A 23,501-nucleotide genomic window follows, 5' to 3' on the forward strand; every position below is an offset into this window, starting at 1 on the left:
CGTCCCCAGTTCTACTTCCGCACGACGGACGTGACGGGCACGATCGAGCTGCCGGCCGACAAGGAAATGGTTCTGCCGGGCGACAACGTGGCCATGACGGTCAAGCTGTTGGCTCCGATCGCCATGGAAGAAGGTCTGCGTTTCGCCATYCGTGAAGGCGGTCGTACCGTCGGCGCCGGCGTCGTCGCCAAGATCCTGAAGTAAGCAATACCCAAGTGGGTAGAGAGGACGAAAAGTCCCTCTACCCATTTTTGCCGTAAAAGTGGTATGATGTTTGGCTCCGTAACCTTTCGCAGTGAACAGCGCTAGAAGCTGATCATGTGAAGGCCCGGAAAGCCAGTGAATGTAGTGCAAGCCAGTAGTGTTTTAGGGGCATAGCTCAATTGGCAGAGCGTCGGTCTCCAAAACCGAAGGTTGTAGGTTCGATTCCTACTGCCCCTGCCACCGCCAGGATAAACCCGCGGGAGATCATCGCGAGTTACGCATTCACGGCGGCTCGCGTCGCAATATGTCTAATACCAGCGTAGAAACCGTAACCAGTACCGCCGACCGGCTCAAGCTCGGGCTGGCGGTTCTCGTCGTTATTGCTGGCATCGTCGGGTTTTCCGTGCTTAGCGCACAGCCGATGCCTGCTCGTATCGGCGTGTTTGTCGGTGGCCTCGTCATCGCAGCCGTCATTGCCTGGTTCAGCGAACCCGGCCGCCGCACCTTGAGCTTTGCCAGCGAGTCCTACAACGAAGTCAAGCGTGTCGCATGGCCCACCCGCAAGGAAACGACCCAGATGACGGGTATCGTTTTTGCGTTCGTGGCTGTCATGGGCATTTTCATGTGGGTGCTCGACAAGGGCATCGAATGGATTCTTTACGGCCTGTTGTTGGGCTGGAAATAAGGACGGCGAATGAGTAAGCGTTGGTATGTCGTCCATGTGTACTCCGGCATGGAAAAGAGCGTTCACAAGGCCCTAGTCGAGCGCATCGAGCGCGCGGCCTTGCAAACCTCTTTTGGCCGAATCCTTGTGCCCTCCGAAGAAGTCGTCGAGGTCAAGGGTGGACAGAAGTCGATCACCGAACGCCGCATTTTCCCCGGTTATGTCCTGGTTGAAATGGACCTGACCGACGAAACGTGGCATTTGGTCAAAAATACGAACCGCGTCACCGGCTTTTTGGGTGGCTCGGGTAACCGTCCGACCCCGATTTCCGAGAAGGAAGTCGAGAAGATCCTCTCCCAGATGGAAGAGGGTGTCGAGAAACCCCGCCCCAAGATTCTGTTCGAAGTGGGCGAGATGGTTCGGGTCAAGGAAGGTCCGTTTGCAGACTTCAACGGCAACGTCGAAGAAGTCAATTACGAAAAGAGCAAGGTGCGCGTGTCGGTCACCATTTTTGGTCGCGCCACACCCGTCGAACTCGATTTCAGCCAGGTCGAAAAGACCTGATTTCAACCCCGGGGAGCCCAGGCCAGTAAGGTCCGGGCGTTATAACCCGCAAGGAGCAAAGCATGGCGAAGAAAATCGTCGGCTTTATCAAGCTGCAAGTACCGGCTGGTAAGGCTAACCCCTCCCCCCCGATTGGCCCGGCACTGGGTCAACGTGGCCTGAACATCATGGAATTCTGCAAGGCGTTCAACGCCAAGACCCAAGGCATGGAGCCTGGTCTGCCGATTCCGGTGGTGATCACCGCTTTCGCGGACAAGAGCTTCACCTTCATCATGAAGACCCCGCCCGCGACGGTCCTCATCAAGAAGGCTGCTGGCGTGCAAAAGGGTTCGCCCAAGCCGCATACCGACAAGGTCGGTACGCTGACGCGCGCTCAAGCTGAAGAAATCGCGAAGGCCAAGGGCCCCGATCTGACCGCCGCTGATCTGGACGCCGCTGTGCGCACGATCGCTGGCAGCGCCCGCAGCATGGGCATCACGGTTGAGGGGATCTAATCATGGCAAAACTGTCCAAGCGCGCCGCCGCTATTGCACAAAAGATCGACCGTACGAAGCTGTACCCGGTCGCTGACGCCCTGACCCTGGTCAAGGAAACGGCTGTCGCCAAGTTCAACGAATCGATCGACGTTGCTGTGCAGCTCGGCATCGACCCGAAGAAGTCGGACCAACTGGTTCGCGGTTCGGTCGTTCTGCCCGCCGGCACCGGCAAGTCGGTCCGCGTGGCCGTGTTCGCCCAAGGCGAAAAGGCTGAAGCTGCCAAGGCTGCTGGCGCCGACATCGTTGGCCTGGACGACCTGGCTGACCAGATCAAGGCCGGTCAAATGGACTTTGACGTGGTCATCGCTTCGCCCGACACGATGCGTGTCGTGGGTGCCCTGGGTCAAATCCTGGGTCCCCGTGGCCTGATGCCGAACCCGAAGGTCGGCACCGTGACCCCGGACGTCGCTACCGCTGTGAAGAACGCTAAGGCCGGTCAGGTTCAGTACCGTACCGACAAGGCTGGCATCATCCACGCAACGATCGGCCGCGCGTCGTTCGACGTGGCTCAGCTGCAATCCAACCTGGCTGCTCTGGTCGACGCTCTGCAAAAGGCCCGTCCCGCAGCTGCCAAGGGCATTTACCTGCGCAAGCTGGCCGTCTCGTCCACGATGGGCGGCGGTGCTCGCGTTGAAATTGCCTCGCTGTCGGCTTCCAACTAAGCCAACAGCAGTAAACGTACTTTGGGCTGCATCCGGATTCCTCCGGATGTTGCTGTCAAAGACCGCTGGAGCAAGGGTAGTGGAAGGGTTCTCCCTTCTGTACAGAAAGCAGCATCCCCGCTGCCCTGCTTAATCCCGAAGCTCATCTAGTTCGGATCCAGCGTAGACGGCGTCCCCAGGAAGATTTCTTTACAAGAAGAACTCGACCAGGCGCCGCATTCGGTTGACGCGCAAGGCTCAGGCCCCAGGCGTCTTTTGATGGAGTGTTCAAACCGTGAGTCTCAATCGTCAAGAGAAAGCGGTGGTAATCGAGGAAGTCTCGGCTGAAGTCGCCAAGGCCCAATCGATTGTTATCGCTGAGTACCGTGGTCTGGACGTCGCCTCTGTCACCGTACTGCGCAAAACTGCGCGTGAATCGGGCGTGTATCTGCGTGTTCTGAAGAACTCGCTGGCCCGTCGTGCTGTTGCCGGCACGGCTTTCGAGCCGTTGGCTGAGCAACTGACCGGTCCGCTGATCTATGGCATCAGCACTGATCCGGTTTCGGCGGCCAAGGTCATCGCAGGTTTCGCGAAAAGCAACGACAAGCTGGTCATCAAGGCGGGCGCATTGCCCAATAACCTGCTGACCGAAGAGGGTGTGAAGGCCTTGGCCACCATGCCGTCCCGCGAAGAGTTGCTGTCGAAACTGCTTGGCACCATGCAAGCCCCCATCGCGCAATTCGTGCGTACGCTCAACGAAGTTCCGACCAAGTTCGCCCGTGGCCTCGCGGCTGTGCGCGACCAAAAGGCAGCGGCCTAATCGCCCTGCTTGTCCGGAATTCGCTGAACGACGAAGCGACACCCAAACCCTGGCATTACCAAAATATTTGGAGTTCTGAAAAATGGCACTTAACAAAGCTGAAATCCTTGACGCCATCGCTGGCATGACCGTGCTCGAGCTGTCCGAGCTGATCAAGGAAATGGAAGAGAAGTTCGGCGTGTCGGCTGCTGCCGCTGCTGTCGCTGTTGCTGCTCCCGCCGCTGGTGGCGCTGCCGCCGCTGCTGAAGAGCAAACCGAGTTCAACGTCGTCCTGCTGGAAGCCGGCGCGAACAAGGTTAGCGTCATCAAGGCCGTGCGCGAGCTGACCGGTCTGGGTCTGAAGGAAGCCAAGGACCTGGTTGACGGCGCTCCGAAGCCCGTCAAGGAAGCTGTGGCCAAGGCTGACGCCGAAGCCGCCAAGAAGAAGCTGGAAGAAGCTGGCGCCAAGGTCGAAGTCAAGTAAGACCTGCGTCAACTGCCCGGGGACAGCACAGTTTGCAGTCCCCGGGCTTTTGCGTTTCCAGGAAACCCCTACTGGGGTCATGCCCTTTCAGAGGGGTTTCCTGGAGTCGTATCACCTAGGGCCGTGGTTGACGGCCCATGCAACCTCGAGTCGGAGTGCTCATGCCTTACTCGTACACCGAAAAAAAGCGCATCCGCAAAAGCTTCGCCAAACGTGAAGACGTTCAAAACGTTCCTTTCCTTTTGGCGACACAGCTTCAATCCTACCTAACTTTCCTGCAGGCGGATACCGCCCCGTCCGATCGCGTAGCCGACGGTTTGCAGGCGGCGTTCTCGTCGATTTTCCCGATCGTTAGTCACAACGGTATGGCGCGCTTGGAGTTCGTGAGCTACGTGCTCGGCGAACCGGTGTTCGATGTCAAGGAATGTCAGCAACGTGGTCTGACCTATGCCTCGCCCCTGCGAGCCAAGGTCCGCCTGGTKCTGCTTGACCGCGAAGTCAGCAAGCCGACCGTGAAGGAAGTGAAGGAACAGGAAGTCTACATGGGCGAAATTCCGCTCATGACGGGCACGGGTTCCTTTGTCATCAATGGCACCGAGCGTGTCATCGTGTCGCAGCTGCACCGTTCGCCTGGCGTGTTCTTCGAACACGACCGGGGCAAAACGCACAGCTCCGGCAAGCTCCTGTTCTCGGCCCGCGTGATTCCTTACCGCGGTTCGTGGCTGGACTTCGAATTCGACCCGAAGGACGTCCTGTTCTTCCGCGTCGACCGTCGTCGCAAGATGCCTGTCACGATCCTGTGCAAGGCCATCGGCATGACGCCGGAATCCATCCTGGCCAACTTCTTCGACTTCGATAACTTCGAACTGAAGAGCGAAGGCGCGATGATGGAATTCGTGCCCGAGCGTTGGAAGGGCGAAATGGCCCGCTTCGACATCTCGGATCGCGATGGCAAGGTCATCGTCGAAAAAGACAAGCGCATCAATGCCAAGCATTTGCGCGACCTGGCTGCCGGTGGCATCCAGCGCATCTCCGTGCCGGAAGACTTCCTGTACGGCCGCGTGCTGGCCAAGAACATCGTTGACGAAGATACCGGCGAAGTCATCGCCAACGCCAACGACGAAATCACGGAAAGCGTGCTGGGCGCTCTGCGCGCAGCCAACGTCTACGACATCCAGGCGCTCTACACGAACGATCTGGACCGTGGTCCGTACATTTCGCAAACGCTGCGCACCGATGAAACCGCCGACCAGATGGCCGCGCGTGTTGCCATCTACCGCATGATGCGTCCTGGCGAGCCGCCCACCGAAGAAGCGGTGGAAGCGCTGTTCCAGCGTCTGTTCTATAGCGAAGAGACGTACGACCTGTCGCGCGTTGGCCGCATGAAGGTCAACAGCCGTCTGGGCCGTGGTGAAGACATCACCGGCCCGATGACGCTGACCAACGAAGACATCCTTGAAACCATCAAGGTGCTGGTTGAGCTGCGTAACGGCCGTGGCCAGATCGATGACATCGATCACTTGGGTAATCGTCGCGTGCGTTGCGTGGGCGAACTGGCCGAAAACCAGTTCCGCGCCGGTCTCGTGCGTGTCGAGCGCGCCGTCAAGGAACGTCTGGGCCAAGCCGAGACCGAAAACCTGATGCCGCACGACCTGATCAACTCCAAGCCGATCTCGGCTGCCATCAAGGAGTTCTTCGGTTCGAGCCAGCTGTCGCAGTTCATGGACCAAACCAACCCGCTGTCGGAAATCACGCACAAGCGTCGTGTTTCCGCACTGGGCCCGGGCGGTCTGACCCGCGAGCGCGCCGGCTTTGAAGTCCGTGACGTGCACCCGACCCACTACGGCCGCGTCTGCCCGATCGAAACGCCGGAAGGCCCGAACATCGGTCTGATCAACTCCATGGCGCTGTACGCTCGTTTGAACGAGTACGGCTTCCTGGAAACGCCTTACCGCAAGATTATCGACGGCCGCGTCAGCGAGCAGATCGATTACCTGTCGGCCATCGAAGAAAGCCACTACGTCATCGCGCAGGCTAACGCCGCGCTGGACGAGGAAGGCGCTTTCGTTGACGACCTGGTCGCTTGCCGTGAAGCAGGCGAAACGATGTTGACCTCGCCGGCCAACGTGCACTACATGGACGTTGCCCCGTCGCAGATCGTGTCGGTTGCTGCTTCGCTGATTCCGTTCCTGGAACACGACGACGCGAACCGCGCACTGATGGGCGCCAACATGCAACGTCAGGCCGTGCCTTGCCTGCGTCCGGAAAAGCCGGTCGTGGGTACGGGTATCGAGCGCACCGTGGCCGTTGACTCGGGCACGACCGTGCAGGCACTGCGTGGCGGTCTGGTCGATCACGTTGACGCCGAGCGCGTCGTGATTCGCGTGAACGACGAAGAAAACGTCGCCGGCGAAGTCGGTGTCGATATCTACAATCTGATCAAGTACACGCGTTCCAACCAGAACACGAACATCAACCAGCGTCCTATCGTCAAGCGTGGCGACAAGGTTGCCAAGGGTGACGTGCTGGCTGACGGCGCATCGACCGACCTGGGCGAACTCGCCCTGGGTCAGAACATGCTGATCGCGTTCATGCCGTGGAACGGCTACAACTTCGAAGACTCGATCTTGATCTCCGAAAAGGTTGTGGCTGATGACCGCTACACCTCGGTGCACATCGAGGAACTGACGGTTGTTGCTCGCGACACGAAGCTGGGTCCGGAAGAAATCACGCGCGACATCAGCAACCTGGCTGAGACGCAACTGAACCGTCTGGACGATTCGGGCATCACGTACATTGGCGCCGAAGTCAGCGCCGACGACGTGCTGGTCGGCAAGGTCACGCCGAAGGGCGAAACCCAGCTGACGCCGGAAGAAAAGCTGCTGCGCGCCATCTTCGGTGAAAAGGCGTCCGACGTTAAGGACACCTCGCTGCGCGTGCCTTCGGGCATGACCGGCACCGTGATCGACGTGCAAGTATTCACGCGTGAAGGCATCGTGCGCGACAAGCGCGCCCAGTCCATCATTGACGATGAACTGCGCCGCTATCGCCAAGACCTGAACGACCAGCTGCGCATCGTTGAAAACGACCAGTTCGACCGTATCGAAAAGATGCTGGTCAACAAGACCGTCAACGGCGGCCCGCGCAAGCTGGCCAAGGGCGCCACGATCACCAAGGCTTACCTGGCTGATCTGGACCGCTGGCAGTGGTTCGACATCCGTCTGGCCGATGAGCCGCACGCTGTCGTGCTGGAGCAAGCCAAGGAATCGCTGGAGCAGAAGCGTCACCAGTTTGATCTGGCCTTCGAAGAGAAGCGCAAGAAGCTGACGCAGGGCGACGAGCTGCCCCCGGGCGTGCTGAAGATGATCAAGGTCTACCTGGCCGTGAAGCGTCGTCTGCAGCCGGGTGACAAGATGGCAGGCCGTCACGGTAACAAGGGTGTGGTCTCGCGCATCACCCCGGTGGAAGACATGCCGCACATGGCTGACGGCACGCCGGCCGACATCGTTCTGAACCCGCTGGGCGTGCCCTCGCGGATGAACGTGGGCCAGGTGCTGGAAGTGCACTTGGGCTGGGCTGCCAAGGGCGTGGGCCACCGTATTGCCGATCTGCTGCGCGACGAGCGCACGGCGCAGGTCAAGAACGTCCGTGCTTACCTGGACAAGGTCTACAACACGACCGGTTCCGGCGCCCGCATCGACGAGCTGACCGACGAAGAAGTCATGGAAATGGCCCAGAACCTCAAGAACGGCGTGCCGTTCGCGACGCCCGTCTTTGACGGCGCGACCGAAGAGGAAATCACCACGATGCTGGAGCTGGCCTATCCGGACGACGTCGCCGAGCGCATGGCACTGACGCCTTCGCGTACGCAGGCATGGCTGTTTGACGGCCGCACGGGCGAGAAATTCGAGCGCCCCGTGACCGTCGGCTACATGCACTACCTGAAGCTGCACCACTTGGTCGACGACAAGATGCACGCGCGTTCGACGGGTCCGTACTCGCTGGTCACGCAGCAGCCGCTGGGTGGTAAGGCGCAGTTCGGTGGTCAGCGTTTCGGGGAAATGGAAGTGTGGGCGCTGGAAGCATACGGCGCCGCGTACACCCTGCAAGAAATGCTGACGGTGAAGTCGGACGACATCACTGGCCGTACGAAGGTATACGAAAACATCGTCAAGGGCGACCACGTCATCGACGCCGGCATGCCGGAATCGTTCAACGTGCTGGTGAAGGAAATCCGCTCGTTGGCCCTGGACATGGATTTGGAGCGTAACTAATGAAAGCGCTACTCGACCTATTTAAGCAAGTCTCGCAAGACGAGCAATTCGATGCCATCAAGATCGGCATCGCCTCGCCCGAGAAGATCCGTTCGTGGTCTTACGGCGAAGTTCGCAAGCCCGAGACCATCAACTACCGCACGTTCAAGCCTGAGCGTGACGGTTTGTTCTGCTCCAAGATCTTTGGCCCGATCAAAGACTACGAGTGCTTGTGCGGCAAGTACAAGCGCTTGAAGCATCGTGGCGTGATCTGCGAAAAGTGCGGCGTTGAAGTTACCGTCGCCAAGGTTCGCCGTGAACGCATGGGCCACATCGAGCTGGCCAGCCCCGTCGCGCACATCTGGTTCCTGAAGAGCCTGCCGTCGCGTCTGGGCATGGTGCTCGACATGACCCTGCGCGACATCGAACGCGTTCTGTACTTCGAAGCCTGGTGCGTGATCGAACCTGGCATGACGCCGCTCAAGCGCGGCCAGATCATGTCGGATGACGATTTCCTCGCCAAGACCGAAGAGTACGGCGACGACTTCCGTGCCCTGATGGGCGCGGAAGCCGTGCGCGAACTGCTGCGCACCATCGACATCGACCGCGAAGTGGAAACGCTGCGCGGCGAACTGAAGGCCACCAGCTCGGAAGCCAAGATCAAGAAGATTTCCAAGCGCCTGAAGGTGCTGGAAGGCTTCCAGAAGTCGGGCATCAAGGCCGAGTGGATGGTCATGGAAGTGCTGCCCGTGCTGCCGCCGGACCTGCGTCCGCTGGTGCCGCTGGACGGCGGCCGCTTCGCGACCTCCGACCTGAACGACCTGTACCGCCGCGTCATCAACCGCAACAACCGCTTGAAGCGCCTGCTGGAGCTCAAGGCGCCGGAAATCATCCTGCGCAACGAAAAGCGGATGTTGCAGGAAGCCGTTGACTCGCTGCTGGACAACGGCCGCCGTGGCAAGGCCATGACGGGCGCCAACAAGCGCCAGCTGAAGTCCTTGGCCGACATGATCAAGGGCAAGAGCGGTCGTTTCCGTCAGAACTTGCTGGGCAAGCGCGTCGACTACTCGGGCCGTTCGGTCATCGTGGTGGGTCCGCAGCTGAAGCTGCACCAGTGCGGTCTGCCCAAGCTGATGGCCCTGGAACTGTTCAAGCCGTTCATCTTCAATCGTTTGGAGATGATGGGCCTGGCCACGACCATCAAGGCTGCCAAGAAGCTGGTGGAAAGCCAGGAACCGGTGGTTTGGGACATCCTGGAAGAAGTCATCCGCGAACACCCGGTCATGCTGAACCGTGCGCCTACGCTGCACCGTTTGGGCATCCAGGCGTTCGAGCCGGTCCTGATCGAAGGCAAGGCCATCCAGCTGCACCCGCTGGTTTGCGCGGCGTTCAACGCCGACTTCGACGGTGACCAGATGGCTGTTCACGTGCCGCTGTCGCTGGAAGCCCAGCTGGAAGCGCGCACGCTGATGCTGGCGTCGAACAACGTGCTGTTCCCGGCCAACGGCGAACCGTCGATCGTGCCGTCCCAAGACATCGTGTTGGGTCTGTACTACACGACGCGTGAGCGCATCAACGGCCGCGGCGAAGGCATCTTCTTCACCGACGTCGCTGAAGTGCAACGCGCCTACGACAACGGCGAAGTCGAGCTGCAATCCCGCGTGACCGTGCGTCTGAAAGAGCACGAGCGCGACGAGGCTGGCGAATGGCAACCGGTTATCCGCCGTCACGAGACGACGGTTGGCCGCGCGCTGCTGTCCGAAATTCTGCCGAAGGGCCTGCCCTTCACGGTGCTGAACAAGGCACTGAAGAAGAAGGAAATCTCGCGCCTGATCAACCAGTCGTTCCGCCGTTGCGGCCTGCGCGACACGGTGATCTTCGCCGACAAGCTGATGCAGTCCGGCTTCAAGCTGGCCACGCGCGGCGGTATCTCGATCGCCATGGGCGACATGCTGATCCCGACCGCCAAGGAAGGCATCCTGGCTGAAGCCAGCCGCGAAGTGAAGGAAATCGACAAGCAGTACTCGTCGGGTCTGGTCACGTCCCAAGAGCGCTACAACAACGTTGTGGACATCTGGGGCAAGGCTGGCGACAAGGTCGGCAAGGCGATGATGGAACAACTGGCTACCGAGCCGGTTGTGAACCGTCACGGCGAAGAAGTTCGCCAGGAATCGTTCAACTCGATCTACATGATGGCTGACTCGGGCGCCCGCGGTTCGGCCGCCCAGATCCGCCAGCTGGCTGGTATGCGCGGCCTGATGGCCAAGCCGGACGGCTCGATTATCGAAACGCCCATTACCGCGAACTTCCGTGAAGGTCTGAACGTGCTTCAGTACTTCATCTCGACTCACGGCGCGCGTAAGGGTCTGGCTGATACGGCACTGAAGACCGCAAACTCGGGTTACCTGACTCGTCGTCTGGTMGACGTGACGCAAGACTTGGTGATTACCGAGGACGATTGCGGTACGTCGCTGGGCTACAACATGAAGGCCCTGGTGGAAGGTGGTGAAGTCATCGAACCGCTGCGCGACCGCATCCTGGGTCGTGTTGCCGCCGTGGACATCATCAATCCGGACACGCAGGAAACGGCCATCGTCGCCGGCACCCTGCTGGACGAAGATCTGGTCGACACCATCGACCGCATCGGCGTGGACGAAGTCAAGGTCCGCACCCCGCTGACGTGCGAAACGCGTCACGGTCTGTGCGCACACTGCTACGGCCGCGATCTGGGTCGCGGTTCGCCGGTCAACCAGGGCGAAGCAGTTGGCGTTATCGCTGCTCAGTCCATCGGTGAACCGGGCACGCAGCTCACGATGCGTACGTTCCACATCGGTGGCGCGGCGTCGCGTTCGGCTCTGGCCAGCGCGGTGGAAACCAAGTCCAGCGGTCTGGTCGGTTTTGCCAGCACGATGCGCTATGTCACGAACGCCAAGGGCGAACGTGTGGCGATTTCGCGCTCGGGCGAACTGGCGATCTTCGACGACAACGGCCGCGAACGCGAACGCCACAAGATCCCGTACGGCGCGACCGTGCTGGTGGGCGATGGCGAAGCCGTGAAGGCTGGCGCACGTCTGGCGACGTGGGACCCGCTGACCCGTCCGATCGTGTCGGAATACGGTGGCGCCGTCCGCTTCGAGAACATCGAAGAAGGCGTGACCGTTGCCAAGCAGGTGGACGAAGTCACCGGCCTGTCGACGCTCGTCGTCATCACGCCGAAGACCCGTGGCGGCAAGATCGTCATGCGTCCGCAGATCAAGCTGGTCAACGAGAACGGCGAAGACGTCAAGATCGCCGGCACCGATCACTCGGTGAACATCTCGTTCCCGGTGGGCGCGCTGATTACCGTGCGCGACGGCCAGCAGGTTGCCGTGGGTGAAGTTCTGGCGCGTATTCCGCAAGAATCGCAAAAGACCCGCGACATTACCGGCGGTCTGCCGCGTGTGGCCGAACTGTTCGAAGCCCGTTCGCCGAAGGACGCCGGCATGCTCGCCGACGTCACTGGTACGGTCTCGTTCGGTAAGGACACGAAGGGCAAGCAGCGTTTGGTCATCACCGACCTGGAAGGCGTGAGCCACGAGTTCCTGATTCCGAAGGAAAAGCAGGTTCTGGTGCACGACGGCCAAGTGGTGAACAAGGGCGAAATGATTGTGGACGGCCCGGCCGATCCCCACGACATTCTGCGCCTGCAAGGCATCGAGAAGCTGGCGACGTACATCGTCGACGAAGTGCAGGACGTGTACCGTCTGCAGGGCGTGAAGATCAACGACAAGCACATCGAAGTGATTGTTCGTCAGATGCTGCGCCGTGTGAACATCGTTGATGCTGGCGATACCGAGTTCATCCCGGGCGAGCAAGTCGAGCGCTCTGAACTGCTGAACGCCAACGACCGTATGACTGCCGAAGAGCGTATCCCGGCTACGTACGACAACGTGCTGCTGGGTATCACGAAGGCCTCGCTGTCGACCGACTCGTTCATCTCGGCCGCATCGTTCCAGGAAACCACTCGTGTCCTGACCGAAGCCGCCATCATGGGCAAGCGCGACGACCTGCGTGGCTTGAAGGAAAACGTCATCGTCGGCCGCCTCATCCCGGCGGGTACCGGCCTGGCTTACCACCATGCACGCCGCGACAAGGAAGAGCTGGAGGCAGCGGAACGCGAAGCCGCTCGCCAGCAGGCCAACCCGTTCGAAGACGCACCGGTTACGGTGGGTGCGGACGAGCAAGCCCCGGCTGCCGACCTTGGCACCGAGGACTCCGCCGAATAAGCGGAATTCCGGACCCTTACCGATCCCCGCGCGCCGTACCGGCGTGGGGACGGTAAACAAAAAGGCCGCTGATGCGAATCAGCGGCCTTTTTTTTGCCCGATTTTTGGGCGAGTGTCGCGCGCGGGGATTACTTCGCGGTTTGCGCCCGGGCGCGCTGAAAGGCGGGGCCCCAGGACGGATGGCCCGCTTCGTTCGGCGCAAGTTCGAATGAGGAGTCCAACGTCAGAATGCGCACGAAGCTGTCTTCGCACAACTGCGCGTAGCGGGTGACGCAATAGCTGAACGCTTGCAGCTTGTACGCTTCGATACGCACCGCTTTGGTGGATGTTGCCAAGGTGTCCGAGGTGGCGACAGTGCGAATGACCTCGCCGTAACGCCCGGCGCCGTAGGTGTCGCGGACTTGTTGCAATTGCGCCAACGCTTCGGGCGTGGCGGGGGGTTCCGGTTGCTGTTGGACGCCGGCGCAGCCCGCCAGGACCATCGACGCGCCGAGCAGACTGCTCAGAAGGCGAATTTTCATAGCTTATTAGGGGAAATAGGGGGGTGGGCGATGCGCTATCGTGCCACAGCCTGATGCGCTCGGACATTTTCGGCAATGTCCTGGTGTTGCGGATTGGATAATATTCAACCTATTCAACCTTTGCACGATTTTCGCGCATGAGCGCAATTCCGATCATGTCCTCCCCCACCGGCCTGCTGACGCCGCGTGGCCCCTTCTCAGGAGCCGCGCCGTTAGCGCTGCGTCCATTGAGCGCGATCGCCGCCAGCACGGCGGGCGGCGTGCCGGAAACGCGCATCAAGCGGCTGCTGTCCGATTTGCTGCCGTCGCTGATCGCCTTGCATGCACAGGGTGAGATCTGTGGGGATATTTCGCTGGATACGGTGGGTATGGATGAGGGCGCTCGCGCCCACCTGCTGCCCGAGCTGGTCGTTGCGCGGTCGCGGCGCTCCAGCCGCAGCCCGACGCCCGGTTTCGCGCCGTTCGAGCTGTATACCGATTCCATTGATTGGCCGCGCGGCCCCTGGAGTGACATCTACGCGCTGTGCGCCGTGATGCACGCACTGGTGACCGGGCACCGCCCGCCGCCCGCGCCCGAACGCCGCGCCACCGATACCTACGAGCCCTTAACATCGCTGGGCTTGTCCAAGTACAGCCCGGAGTTCTTGCGCGTCATCGATGCGGGCCTGGTCATGACGCCGGCCGACCGGCCGCAAACGCTGGCCGAACTGGCTGCCTTGTTGGGCGTTGCCGCCTATATCGAGCCTGCACCCACCGAAGCGGATAATGCCGCTGGCGGCGCCTATGCCGCCCCGGCCGCCTCTGCACCGGTACGCAGACCCGTTCGACGAAGTCGTCCCCTGTTGGCGCTACTGGGCTTGGTGGCGTTGATCGGCATCGGCACGTATGGGTGGTTTCAGTGGGGTGTGCATACGCCCAACGCACTGATCACCCGATCTGAGGTCGTGACGCCAAATCCACCGGCGGACCATCCCCTTGCGCCACCCGCCGTCACGACGCCACCGCCTGCTGCGCCGCCTGTCGTTGCCGCGACCTCGTCGTTGCCAACCGCGCAGTGGCAACCTCCGGGGTCACCTGCGGCGCAGGGTGAGTCTTCGTCGTCGACGCAGTTGGCGGCGCAAAATGGCCTTGGCGCGTCTGCCGACCCGTCGGCGTTGCGCAGCGAGCCGGCAGCGCCTGCCGTGCAAGAGCCCGCGATTCCCGTCGCGCCCGCGGAGGAAGTCGCCAAACCCAAACCCTTGGCTGTGCCGGTCACGGTGCGGTTGGACATTCGCCCTTGGGGTGAGGTCTGGGTAAACGGCATTGCGCGCGGCATCAGCCCGCCCGTCAAGGAATTGCGGCTGATCCCGGGCAAGTACCAGGTGGTGCTGCGCAACGCGGATTTGCCGCCGTATCGAGGCACGCTGGAGATCAAGGCGGGCAAGCCCGCGGTGATCTCTCACGTCTTCCAGTAGGCATCCAAAGCGAAGCAAGGATAGGCAGGCGCGGCGTCAGCCCGCTTGCGCGGCTTCCTGCGGGTCTTGCGATTCGGGCGCGATGGGCAGGCACAAGGTGAAGACCGAGCCCGCGCCTAGTTCACTTTGCACTTCCACTGATCCGCCATGGCGTTCGGCCACCGTGCGCACAAACGCCAGGCCGAGTCCCGCCCCGCCCACGTCGCCCTTGGTTTCAACCGCGACTCGGGCGAAGGGCTCGAACAACTGCGCCAGATCGGCATCGGCAATACCCTGACCCTGGTCTCGGATGCTGACGCGCCAGAAGCCGGCCGCGTCCTCGATGCCGCATTCGATACGCGAGTGCGCGGGGCTGTATTTGATGGCGTTGTCGATCAGGTTGCACAACGCGCGCATCAGCAAGGTCTGATCTCCGCGCGAGTAAGCCGCGGGCAGCGGCATCCGCAAGCCGAGCGTGATATCGCGCTTGTGGGCCGACGCCCAGAATTCGTCCACACCGTCTTGCAGCAGGCTGCCCAGATCCAGCTCGACCGCGCTGATCGTCATGGATTCCGCGCGCGTCAAATGCACGAAGTCATCGACCAGATGCAGCGTGCGGTTGGCCAGCATGGCAATGCGCGACAGCGTCTCGCTCTGGCCATCCGGCGCGCCGCTTTCCTGCTTCATTTCCACCAGCGCAAGAATGGAGCTTTGCGGCGCGCGCATGTCGTGCGAGATGAAGCGCAGGGTCTCTTCGCGCTGGCGCTCGGCTTGCCGGATGCGGGAGATATCGGTCAGGGTCGCGACGGTGCCTGCGAACCGGCCTTCGGCGGTATGGATGGGGGCGCACTTCAGGATCAGGTCGCGGCCCGCGTAGTCACGCACTTCCAGGTCAGCGGTCCAGGGAGACGAGTCCTCCGTCGAACGCTGGCCATTTAGTGCTTCGGCCACGCGCTGCCGCGTCAGGTCGTCAGAGATGGTTTTTTCCAGCAAATGGGTGGCCGGGTGGCCGACGCGCGGCGGCCGCATGCCCAGGCGCTGGAAATACATCACCGCGGCCTGGTTGCGGAATTGCATGCGGCCGTCTTGATCGAAGACGAGCGTGGCGTCGGGCATGCCGTCCAATCCATCGGCCAGGAAGCGGCGCAGGTTGCGTACGCGTTCCAGCGCACGCTGCAATTCGCCGACCCGGCTTTCCAGCGATGCGCTCGGCCCGGTTTGCTGTGCGCGTGCTTCGTTCAGCACCGGCGGATATTCGCGTTGAAGGCGCCGCAGTTCGTGATCCATGTAGCGCAGCGCGGCCTCTTGGCTACGCCAGCTCCAAAGCGGGTAGCAAAGCGCGACTCCCACTAAGGCCGAGGTCGGCGCAAACCACAAATAGGCGTAAGCCAGCAGCAGCCACGACACGAGCAGGATGCAGGCGAACAGCGCAATGCTGACAAGCAGCGCGCGCTTGGGTGACAAGCGCCACAGCGCCAGGCAGGCCAGCAGCACGGGCAGGGCGGAGAACAGCGCGTTCCATGGCGCGGCGGGGCGCTGGTATGAAATGTCGTCGCGCGCCGCTTGCAACAGGTTGGCGATGATCTCCACACCGGACATGCCGCTGAGATCATGCGATACCGGCGTCGGGTAGGCATCGCCCAGTCCCGTCGCCCAGGCGCCGACCAGCACGTATTTGCCCCGCAGCTCGTCGGGCGAGACCTCGCCGCGCAGCACCGACAGATACGAAACCGTGCGCATGTGCGCGGTGGACCCGGAGTAGGGAATGAGGATGGTGCCGTCGGGGCCTGCTCGTTGCAGCAGCCGTTGCGCTTGTTCGCTCTGGCCGCCGACCTCCAGCATGGAGATAGCCAGATGATATTGGCGGTCACTGGCGTAGTGCGTCATCAGCGTGGCTTCGCGGACGACGCCATCCGGGTCGATTCGCGCATTGATGAAGCCGCTGCCCGCCGCGGCATTGGCCAGGCCGGGGATGGGCGCACCGATCGCCGAGGGATGATTGAGCCGGTCCAGCACGATCGGCAAAACGGTTTTCCCGTTGCGCCGGATGCTATTGGCAAGGATCAGGTCGTCGTTGGGATTGACCGTATCGCTTTCCGCGAAGATCAGGTCCAGCCCAACCGCGCGGGCGCCTTGCAGCCGGTCCAGTATCGCTGCGTGGATGGCGCGGCGCCATGGCCACCGTCCCAGCGTGTCGATACTGGTGTCGTCGATGGCGACGATCAGAATGTCGGGGTCGGCGGGGCGCCCGGTCAGGGTCACGGCGCGATCGTAGAGAATCTGATCGACCCGGCCCAGTCCATTGAACGAGCCCAGCACGGCCGCCAGCACTGCCAGCATCACCGTCAGCCACAGCCCTGAGCGCGAGGTCCGGTCAAGGGCGTCGGTGGCGTCGGCCATGAGGCGGTCTCTAGTACTCGGTCAACGTAATGAGTCCGCCCGTGCCGCTGGCGACTCCCAGGCCGAATGAGGTCATCAGCTGGTTCGCGCCCTCAAACGTGGCGACGGCGTCCTGGCCGCTCAAGCCCAGGTCGTCGATGGCGCGCACCGACACGTAGTAGGTGCCGGGGCCGGGGGCGGTGAAGTGGATGGCATTCGTGGGAAAACTCACGGACGAAACGGGCAGGGCGCCCTCGGCGTCGCGCGATACACGCACCACATAACTTTGCGCTCCGGCAATGGGGGCGAAGGCGCTGGTCCATGCGCCGCCGCCCGAGCGTTCGGGCGTGCCCAGTTGCGGCGCGGCCAGCAGCTCGCGCACGCCTGCCACGCTGCCGTCATTGTGGACCGCTGCGCCATAGCCGCGCGCGACGGCAACCGGTTTGGCGGGGGCGGTGCCTGGCGCGTGAGCTTGCAGGCGCACACTGCCTTCCAGCACTTCGCTATGCACGCCGCCCGCACCGCTTTGCACACGGAAGCGGGTGCCGCGCACGCCGGTCACCGCGACCGGTGTGCGCACTTCAAAGCGGCCCACGCCTTGCCCGGTGGGCGCGACCGTGGATTCAACGCTGCCGCGTTGCACGTGAATGACGGAGTCGGTCAGCTCGGTGCCTTCAAACTGGCGCAGGCGCGTCAATTCGACGGAGCCACCGGCGGGCAGGGTGAGCTTCGATCCGTCGGCCAATTCCAGCGTCACAAAGCCGTTGGGCGACGTCACCACGGTGCTGCCTTCGGCCAGGTTCGCGCCCGCTTGCAAGGCCTTTCCATCGGTGTTGGCCTGGCCGCTGACGTGAACCACGCGCGCCTGCGCGGCGCGTTCAGGAATCATCGACAGCGGAATACGCAGTTCCAGCCCGATCGGCAAGCGTTCCGGCGTAACCACCTTGTTTAACGTTTGCAATGACGCCCAGTTGGCCTGGTTGCGCGTGTACTGCGTGGCCAGGTTGATCAGCGTGTCGCCTTGGCGGACGCGATAGATGAAGTCTTCACCCAGTGCGCCAGCGGGCTGGCTGAGCGCGGGCGCGGAAAGCAGTGCGCAAGACAGCAGGACAGGCAAAGAAAGCGCGCGACAGCGGCTCATAACGATCGGTTCTCCAGAGGGGGGCGCGCGTCGTGTTCAGGACGGGCTGTCTTCGGTGGCGCTGATCAGCTCAAGCCGATATCCAAGGGCATAGGACGAACTCAGGCGCACGCCGTTTTCGGGACGCAGTTGCAGCTTCTGGCGAATGTTCGACAAGTGCGTATCCAGCGTGCGGGAGGTGGCGGGAATTTCCCGGTTCCACACGCATTCGGCCAACACATCGCGCGACATCAAGCGGCCCAGATTGCGGAAGAACAGCAGCGCCAGTTCGAATTCTTTTGGCGCGAGCGTGACCGCATTTCCATCAAGCGAGATCGTGCGTGCCGCAGGTTCGATGCGGTAGCGCGCAATGTCGAAGGCATCGTTGGCCGGCTCCGCGATCTGGCTGCGGCGCAGCAGCGCCGCGACGCGGGCCAGCAACTCCAGGGGGCGCAGCGGCTTGACGATGTAGTCGTCGGCGCCAGCGCGCAGGCCTTCCACCAGATCGTCCTCGCTTGCGCGATTGGTCAGAAAGATCACGGGAATGCGGGGGCCGATATTGGCGCGCAACCAGCGCACCACATCGTCGCCATCAATATCGGGCAGATGCCAGTCCAGCAGCACGAGATCGAAGCTCTCAGTGCGCAACGCGGCCAGCAGGTCACGGCTCTGGTGATAACTGGTGCAGGTGTATCCCGCGGCGGTCAGCACTTGCTGGATGCGCCGGGCTTGATCAAGGTCGTCTTCCAGCGACGCGATTTTCATCAGACGTGTTCTCGCGAAGGCTTGCTACGCAAGCGCGCCCTGTGGCGCCCTACTGCAAGAGGGGTGAGCGAAATTGTGTAAACGAATGATAACTCGCAGAAAGGCAACGCTGGCAACGTTATGGCAAGAACTGTCAAACATTGCAAAGTTAACGAATCTTGACTGGAGTTGTTGCGTAACAACGCGCCACACTGTCTCAACTGTCCGGCCCGCTGATGTCACAAATTGGCGACGCGGTGCAGTTTCGGGTTAGAGGTGGAAATAGCTATGAATCAATTGCGCATACTTATGATGTCGCCGGACGAAGTGGTTCGAAACGCCGCTGTGTCCGCCCTGTTGCAAGCAGGGATCTCCGCTCGGGGCTGTTCGACATCGCTGGAGCTGTTCGGATTGCTCAATAGCGGCACCTACGATGCCGTGGTCCTGGATGTGGGGACGTTGGGCGAAATTGGTTATGCGCTGGTCGCGCGGCTGCACGGCTCGTCCTCTATGGGAATTGTGGTGACGGGCCGCTCCATGACCGTGGACAGCCGTCTGCGTTGCCTGCAAAGCGGCGCGGACGCTTGTTTGACTGAACCGCAGGACCCGCGTGAACTGGCGTGCATTCTGCTGGCCCTGGCGCGGCGCCTGCCCGCCGGCCAGGACGCGCCGATTCCCGAAGAAGCCATCAGTGGCCAATGGGAATTGCGGGATCAGGGCTGGACGCTCGTCGCGCCGTCGGGGGCGACCATCTCACTGTCGGCCAATGAACGGTTGATCGTGCGTTCCCTGCTGGAAGTGGCGGGCCGCGCCGTCGGGCGTTCGGAATTGGGCGACGAACTGCGGGTGGAGGGCGGCGGCGTTCGCTCCAGCGGTTCGCGCAGCATTGATGTGATCGTCAGCCGCCTGCGCCGCAAGGCCGAACTGGCGGGCGTGATGTTGCCGATCCGCACGGTGTACGGCAGCGGTTACTTATTCGCTGACCAATAGCCGGGCCGCGCGCGTAAAATTCCGCGGGTGCGCCTCCAGCACGCCTAGCGCAATCCGCCAGGGATTTACCCGGGCCGGCGCCCTGAATGCCGCCTTGGCAGGTTTCCGGATCTGCACGGATACGTGGCCCCATTTTTCACGACCCGCGCCTAATTGCCCGCTTTCTGCCGGCAACGCGCGGCGTCGTGGGGCTTACAAATTTCTTTGACAGTGCGCCCAGATCTCAGTTATGCTAAAGGGCTTACTGCTTTATTTCGCGCGCAAAATCTGTACGCTAAAAGGTAAACAGTTCAAGACCTGTCCAGGGCCTGGAACCAAGGTGCGTCACGAGCCTTTGTTTTTGGGTCCATCTTTCCCGATATGTCCTGACTGCCCCGGCCGCATCCAGTTTTGTGCGTTTGTCATAGTTTGTTGGCAAGCCCGCTCTTTTACGTATATGAACGTTTGAGGCGGTTTTGCGCGAACTGCCTTCTCCGAAAGATCACTGCTTGAGGAGACGAGTACGTAAGTACTTACCAGTGGTACGTAAAAGGGATTTCAAAGGTCATGCCTACCATTAGCCAACTCGTGCGCAAGCCGCGCGAAGTCAGCATCATCAAAAGCAAGAGCCCCGCGCTCGAAAACTGCCCGCAACGCCGCGGCGTGTGCACTCGCGTGTACACCACCACCCCCAAGAAGCCGAACTCCGCTCTGCGTAAGGTTGCCAAAGTGCGTCTGACCAACGGTTACGAAGTCATTTCGTACATCGGCGGTGAAGGCCACAACCTGCAAGAGCACTCGGTGGTTCTGGTGCGTGGCGGTCGTGTGAAGGACTTGCCCGGTGTGCGTTATCACATCGTGCGCGGTTCCCTCGACCTGCAAGGCGTCAAGGATCGTAAGCAAGCCCGCTCGAAGTACGGCGCCAAGCGCCCGAAGAAGGCTTAATAACGAGTCAGCAGTACCCCCGCGTGGCGGAAGTCCGTCACTAGGGAAGTGCGACCGCGCCCTCCGTTTTCTGGGATGGAGCGCGGCACGTAAGGGGTCGTCCCAATGGGCGGCCATGGCCGTGTAATGAACACGGTTCAACTGAACAGACACAAGGAAGCAACAATGCCCCGTCGTCGCGAAGTACCCAAGCGCGAGATTCTGCCCGATCCCAAGTTCGGCAGCGTCGAACTCGCCAAGTTCATGAACGTCGTCATGCTGGACGGCAAGAAGGCCGTCGCCGAGCGCATCGTTTACGGCGCCCTCGAGCAAGTGCAAACCAAGACCGGCAAAGAGCCGATCGAAGTTTTCAGCCTGGCGATCAACAACATCAAGCCGATCGTCGAAGTCAAGAGCCGCCGCGTTGGCGGTGCCAACTACCAAGTGCCGGTTGAAGTGCGCCCCGTGCGCCGCCTGGCCCTGGCTATGCGTTGGCTCCGTGAAGCCGCTAAGAAGCGTGGCGAAAAGTCGATGGATCTGCGTCTTGCTGGCGAACTGATCGACGCCGCTGAAGGTCGTGGCGCCGCGATGAAGAAGCGCGAAGACACGCACAAGATGGCAGAGGCCAACAAGGCCTTCAGCCATTTCCGCTGGTAATTTAAGGACTAATCCACCATGGCCCGCAAAACCCCGATCGAGCGCTATCGCAACATTGGTATCTCTGCGCACATCGATGCAGGGAAAACCACCACGACCGAACGTATCCTGTTCTACACCGGCGTCAATCACAAGATTGGCGAAGTGCATGATGGCGCAGCCACCATGGACTGGATGGAACAAGAGCAAGAGCGTGGCATCACCATTACGTCGGCAGCTACGACGGCGTTTTGGCGTGGCATGGCGAAGAACTATCCCGAACACCGCATCAACATCATCGACACCCCGGGTCACGTGGACTTCACCATTGAGGTGGAACGTTCCATGCGCGTCCTGGACGGTGCTTGCATGGTTTACTGCGCGGTGGGTGGTGTTCAGCCCCAGTCCGAAACCGTGTGGCGCCAAGCCAACAAGTACGGCGTGCCGCGTCTGGCCTTCGTCAACAAGATGGACCGCACCGGCGCCAACTTCTTCAAGGTCTATGACCAGCTGAAGAACCGCCTGCGCGCCAATCCCGTGCCGATCGTGATCCCGATCGGTGCCGAAGACACGTTCCAAGGCGTGGTCGACCTGGTCAAGATGAAGGCGATCATTTGGGACGAAGCCAGCCAAGGCATCAAGTTCGACTACCACGAGATTCCCGCTGAGCTGGAAGGTCTGGCCAACGAATGGCGTGAGAAGCTGGTTGAAGCCGCCGCTGAGTCGTCGGAAGAGCTGATGAACAAGTACCTGGAAACGGGTTCCTTGGACGAAGCCGAAATCAACCTGGCCATCCGTCAACGCACCATCGCTGGCGAAATCCAGCCGATGCTGTGCGGCACCGCCTTCAAGAACAAGGGCGTGCAGCGCATGCTGGACGCGGTCATCGACTACCTGCCTTCGCCCGTGGATATTCCCGCGGTTGACGGCCAGGACGACGATGGCAATCCCGTCACGCGTGAAGCCAACGACGACGAGAAGTTCTCGGCGCTGGCATTCAAGCTGATGAGCGATCCGTTCGTGGGTCAATTGACCTTCGTGCGCGTTTACTCGGGCGTTCTGAAGTCGGGCGATACGGTCTACAACCCCATCAAGGGCAAGAAGGAACGTATCGGCCGCATTCTGCAGATGCACGCGAACAACCGCGAAGAAATCAAGGAAGTGTTGGCAGGCGACATCGCTGCTGTGGTGGGTCTGAAAGACGTGACCACCGGCGAAACGCTGTGCGACATCGACTCCCACATCTTGCTCGAACGCATGATTTTCCCCGAGCCCGTGATTTCGCAGGCCGTGGAACCGAAGTCGAAGGCTGACCAGGAAAAGATGGGTCTGGCGCTGTCGCGTCTGGCTCAGGAAGATCCGTCGTTCCGCGTGCGCAGCGACGAAGAATCCGGCCAAACCATCATTTCCGGTATGGGCGAGCTTCACCTGGAAATTCTGGTCGACCGCATGAAGCGTGAGTTCGGCGTTGAAGCCAACGTCGGCAAGCCGCAAGTGGCCTACCGTGAAACCATCCGCAAGACCTGCGAAGAAGTTGAAGGCAAGTTCGTCAAGCAGTCGGGCGGCCGTGGCCAGTACGGTCACGTGGTGCTGAAGGTCGAGCCGTTGGCTCCTGGCGGTGGCTACGAATTCGTGGACGCCATCAAGGGCGGTGTGGTTCCTCGCGAATACATCCCCGCGGTGGACAAGGGCATCCAGGAAACGCTGCCTTCGGGCGTGTTGGCTGGCTACCCGATCGTCGACGTCAAATGCACGCTGTTCTTCGGTTCGTACCACGATGTGGACTCGAACGAAAACGCGTTCAAGATGGCCGGCTCCATGGCATTCAAGGAAGGTCTGCGCAAGGCCAGCCCCGTGCTGCTGGAACCGATGATGGCCGTTGAAGTCGAAACGCCGGAAGACTACGCTGGTACCGTGATGGGCGATCTGTCCTCGCGTCGCGGCATGGTCCAAGGTATGGATGACATGGTTGGTGGCGGCAAGACCATCAAGGCTGAAGTGCCCCTGGCCGAGATGTTCGGTTACGCCACGAACCTGCGTTCGCTGACGCAAGGTCGTGCCACGTACACGATGGAATTCAAGCATTACTCCGAGGCCCCCAAGAACGTCGCTGACGAAGTCATCGCCGCTCGGGCCAAGTAAATAACCCTAGCCAGGTCCGCTCATCCGGGCGGCCTGGCAGATTCAAGTTTCCTTGAAAGTTAAAGGATAGAGATCATGGCAAAAGGCAAGTTTGAACGTACCAAGCCGCACGTGAACGTGGGTACGATTGGTCACGTTGACCACGGCAAAACGACGTTGACGGCAGCTATCACGACCGTTCTGTCGAACAAGTTCGGTGGCGAAGCCAAGGGCTACGACCAGA

General features: G+C 61.3%; 19 protein-coding genes and 1 tRNA gene. 16 read left to right on the forward strand and 4 right to left on the reverse strand.

Annotated features, from left to right (window positions below; translation table 11 throughout):
* From AC1DB0_RS29630 to rpoC, 10 genes are all read left to right on the forward strand, one after another.
* Positions 1 to 204: EF-Tu C-terminal domain-related protein (locus tag AC1DB0_RS29630; RefSeq protein ID WP_476757452.1), on the forward strand; the 204-nt coding region annotated here is incomplete at its 5' end.
* Between the two features lie 164 nt (positions 205 to 368).
* Positions 369 to 444 (forward strand) — tRNA-Trp (locus AC1DB0_RS29635).
* Between the two features lie 64 nt (positions 445 to 508).
* The gene (gene secE, locus AC1DB0_RS29640) at positions 509 to 889 is read left to right on the forward strand and encodes a preprotein translocase subunit SecE (RefSeq protein WP_054428143.1); all 381 of its coding nucleotides are present in this window, start codon (positions 509 to 511) and stop codon (positions 887 to 889) included.
* A 9-nt stretch (positions 890 to 898) separates the two neighbouring features.
* Positions 899 to 1,432 carry a transcription termination/antitermination protein NusG gene (gene nusG, locus AC1DB0_RS29645; protein WP_006216576.1) on the forward strand — a complete coding sequence of 178 codons (534 nt, stop codon included), beginning with the start codon at positions 899 to 901 and terminating at the stop codon, positions 1,430 to 1,432.
* Positions 1,433 to 1,494: 62 nt separating this feature from the next.
* Positions 1,495 to 1,926: a 50S ribosomal protein L11 gene (rplK, locus tag AC1DB0_RS29650; protein ID WP_046806050.1), complete on the forward strand. Its 432-nt coding sequence runs from the start codon at positions 1,495 to 1,497 to the stop codon at positions 1,924 to 1,926.
* A 2-nt stretch (positions 1,927 to 1,928) separates the two neighbouring features.
* Positions 1,929 to 2,630, forward strand: coding sequence for a 50S ribosomal protein L1 (gene rplA, locus AC1DB0_RS29655; RefSeq protein WP_054428142.1), 702 nt, complete (start codon positions 1,929 to 1,931; stop codon positions 2,628 to 2,630).
* Positions 2,631 to 2,904: 274 nt separating this feature from the next.
* A complete protein-coding gene (gene rplJ, locus AC1DB0_RS29660) occupies positions 2,905 to 3,429 on the forward strand; it encodes a 50S ribosomal protein L10 (RefSeq protein WP_054428141.1) in 525 nt (174 codons plus the stop codon).
* A gap of 82 nt (positions 3,430 to 3,511) precedes the next feature.
* Positions 3,512 to 3,892, forward strand: a complete 381-nt coding sequence (gene rplL / locus AC1DB0_RS29665) for a 50S ribosomal protein L7/L12 (protein ID WP_006216571.1) — start codon at positions 3,512 to 3,514, stop codon at positions 3,890 to 3,892.
* Between the two features lie 161 nt (positions 3,893 to 4,053).
* Complete coding sequence (gene rpoB, locus AC1DB0_RS29670) at positions 4,054 to 8,166, forward strand: DNA-directed RNA polymerase subunit beta (RefSeq protein WP_054428140.1); 4,113 nt, start codon at positions 4,054 to 4,056, stop codon at positions 8,164 to 8,166.
* A complete protein-coding gene (gene rpoC, locus AC1DB0_RS29675; protein ID WP_054428139.1) occupies positions 8,166 to 12,410 on the forward strand; it encodes a DNA-directed RNA polymerase subunit beta' in 4,245 nt (1,414 codons plus the stop codon). The genes rpoB and rpoC overlap by 1 nt, the downstream gene beginning before the upstream one ends.
* 128 nt (positions 12,411 to 12,538) lie before the next feature.
* On the opposite strand, the gene AC1DB0_RS29680 is transcribed toward rpoC, so the two are convergent.
* Complete coding sequence (locus AC1DB0_RS29680; protein WP_476758533.1) at positions 12,539 to 12,931, reverse strand: TssQ family T6SS-associated lipoprotein; 393 nt, start codon at positions 12,929 to 12,931, stop codon at positions 12,539 to 12,541.
* Between the two features lie 155 nt (positions 12,932 to 13,086).
* Between AC1DB0_RS29680 and AC1DB0_RS29685 the strand changes: the two genes are divergently transcribed.
* Positions 13,087 to 14,385, forward strand: a complete 1,299-nt coding sequence (locus AC1DB0_RS29685; RefSeq protein WP_476758534.1) for a serine/threonine-protein kinase — start codon at positions 13,087 to 13,089, stop codon at positions 14,383 to 14,385.
* Between the two features lie 36 nt (positions 14,386 to 14,421).
* On the opposite strand, the gene AC1DB0_RS29690 is transcribed toward AC1DB0_RS29685, so the two are convergent.
* From AC1DB0_RS29690 to AC1DB0_RS29700, 3 genes are read right to left on the reverse strand one after another with little or no spacing between them, the layout of a single operon-like run.
* The gene (locus AC1DB0_RS29690) at positions 14,422 to 16,764 is read right to left on the reverse strand and encodes a CHASE2 domain-containing protein (protein WP_476758535.1); all 2,343 of its coding nucleotides are present in this window, start codon (positions 16,762 to 16,764) and stop codon (positions 14,422 to 14,424) included.
* A gap of 10 nt (positions 16,765 to 16,774) precedes the next feature.
* Positions 16,775 to 17,884 carry a FecR domain-containing protein gene (locus AC1DB0_RS29695; protein ID WP_175170417.1) on the reverse strand — a complete coding sequence of 370 codons (1,110 nt, stop codon included), beginning with the start codon at positions 17,882 to 17,884 and terminating at the stop codon, positions 16,775 to 16,777.
* Between the two features lie 36 nt (positions 17,885 to 17,920).
* Positions 17,921 to 18,628 carry a response regulator transcription factor gene (locus tag AC1DB0_RS29700; protein WP_054428135.1) on the reverse strand — a complete coding sequence of 236 codons (708 nt, stop codon included), beginning with the start codon at positions 18,626 to 18,628 and terminating at the stop codon, positions 17,921 to 17,923.
* A 267-nt stretch (positions 18,629 to 18,895) separates the two neighbouring features.
* Here AC1DB0_RS29700 and AC1DB0_RS29705 point away from each other — a divergent pair, with 267 nt between their 5' ends.
* From AC1DB0_RS29705 to AC1DB0_RS29725, 5 genes are all read left to right on the forward strand, one after another.
* Positions 18,896 to 19,597 (forward strand): response regulator transcription factor, encoded by a 702-nt coding sequence (locus tag AC1DB0_RS29705; RefSeq protein WP_054428134.1) that lies wholly within the window; start codon positions 18,896 to 18,898, stop codon positions 19,595 to 19,597.
* 546 nt (positions 19,598 to 20,143) lie between these two features.
* Positions 20,144 to 20,521 (forward strand): 30S ribosomal protein S12, encoded by a 378-nt coding sequence (gene rpsL / locus AC1DB0_RS29710; RefSeq protein ID WP_005017264.1) that lies wholly within the window; start codon positions 20,144 to 20,146, stop codon positions 20,519 to 20,521.
* A 165-nt stretch (positions 20,522 to 20,686) separates the two neighbouring features.
* Positions 20,687 to 21,157, forward strand: coding sequence for a 30S ribosomal protein S7 (rpsG, locus tag AC1DB0_RS29715; protein WP_050450091.1), 471 nt, complete (start codon positions 20,687 to 20,689; stop codon positions 21,155 to 21,157).
* 18 nt (positions 21,158 to 21,175) lie between these two features.
* Positions 21,176 to 23,278: an elongation factor G gene (gene fusA / locus AC1DB0_RS29720; RefSeq protein WP_054428133.1), complete on the forward strand. Its 2,103-nt coding sequence runs from the start codon at positions 21,176 to 21,178 to the stop codon at positions 23,276 to 23,278.
* Positions 23,279 to 23,353: 75 nt separating this feature from the next.
* On the forward strand, positions 23,354 to 23,501 hold a 148-nt coding region (locus AC1DB0_RS29725; protein ID WP_441372500.1), incomplete at its 3' end, for a GTP-binding protein.

This window comes from Achromobacter sp. 10T422 (assembly GCF_056394065.1).

What these genes read in the sequence shown, in the direction of transcription:
- AC1DB0_RS29680 (WP_476758533.1), bottom strand. Translation starts at nt 12,931, where the DNA reads ATGAAAATTCGCCTTCTGAGCAGTCTGCTCGGCGCGTCGATGGTCCTG.
- nusG (WP_006216576.1), top strand. Translation starts at nt 899, where the DNA reads ATGAGTAAGCGTTGGTATGTCGTCCATGTGTACTCCGGCATGGAAAAG.
- rplL (WP_006216571.1), top strand. Translation starts at nt 3,512, where the DNA reads ATGGCACTTAACAAAGCTGAAATCCTTGACGCCATCGCTGGCATGACC.
- secE (WP_054428143.1), top strand. Translation starts at nt 509, where the DNA reads ATGTCTAATACCAGCGTAGAAACCGTAACCAGTACCGCCGACCGGCTC.
- AC1DB0_RS29695 (WP_175170417.1), bottom strand. Translation starts at nt 17,884, where the DNA reads ATGAGCCGCTGTCGCGCGCTTTCTTTGCCTGTCCTGCTGTCTTGCGCA.
- AC1DB0_RS29690 (WP_476758535.1), bottom strand. Translation starts at nt 16,764, where the DNA reads ATGGCCGACGCCACCGACGCCCTTGACCGGACCTCGCGCTCAGGGCTG.
- AC1DB0_RS29685 (WP_476758534.1), top strand. Translation starts at nt 13,087, where the DNA reads ATGTCCTCCCCCACCGGCCTGCTGACGCCGCGTGGCCCCTTCTCAGGA.
- rplK (WP_046806050.1), top strand. Translation starts at nt 1,495, where the DNA reads ATGGCGAAGAAAATCGTCGGCTTTATCAAGCTGCAAGTACCGGCTGGT.
- AC1DB0_RS29700 (WP_054428135.1), bottom strand. Translation starts at nt 18,628, where the DNA reads ATGAAAATCGCGTCGCTGGAAGACGACCTTGATCAAGCCCGGCGCATC.
- fusA (WP_054428133.1), top strand. Translation starts at nt 21,176, where the DNA reads ATGGCCCGCAAAACCCCGATCGAGCGCTATCGCAACATTGGTATCTCT.
- rpsL (WP_005017264.1), top strand. Translation starts at nt 20,144, where the DNA reads ATGCCTACCATTAGCCAACTCGTGCGCAAGCCGCGCGAAGTCAGCATC.
- AC1DB0_RS29705 (WP_054428134.1), top strand. Translation starts at nt 18,896, where the DNA reads ATGAATCAATTGCGCATACTTATGATGTCGCCGGACGAAGTGGTTCGA.
- rpsG (WP_050450091.1), top strand. Translation starts at nt 20,687, where the DNA reads ATGCCCCGTCGTCGCGAAGTACCCAAGCGCGAGATTCTGCCCGATCCC.
- rplA (WP_054428142.1), top strand. Translation starts at nt 1,929, where the DNA reads ATGGCAAAACTGTCCAAGCGCGCCGCCGCTATTGCACAAAAGATCGAC.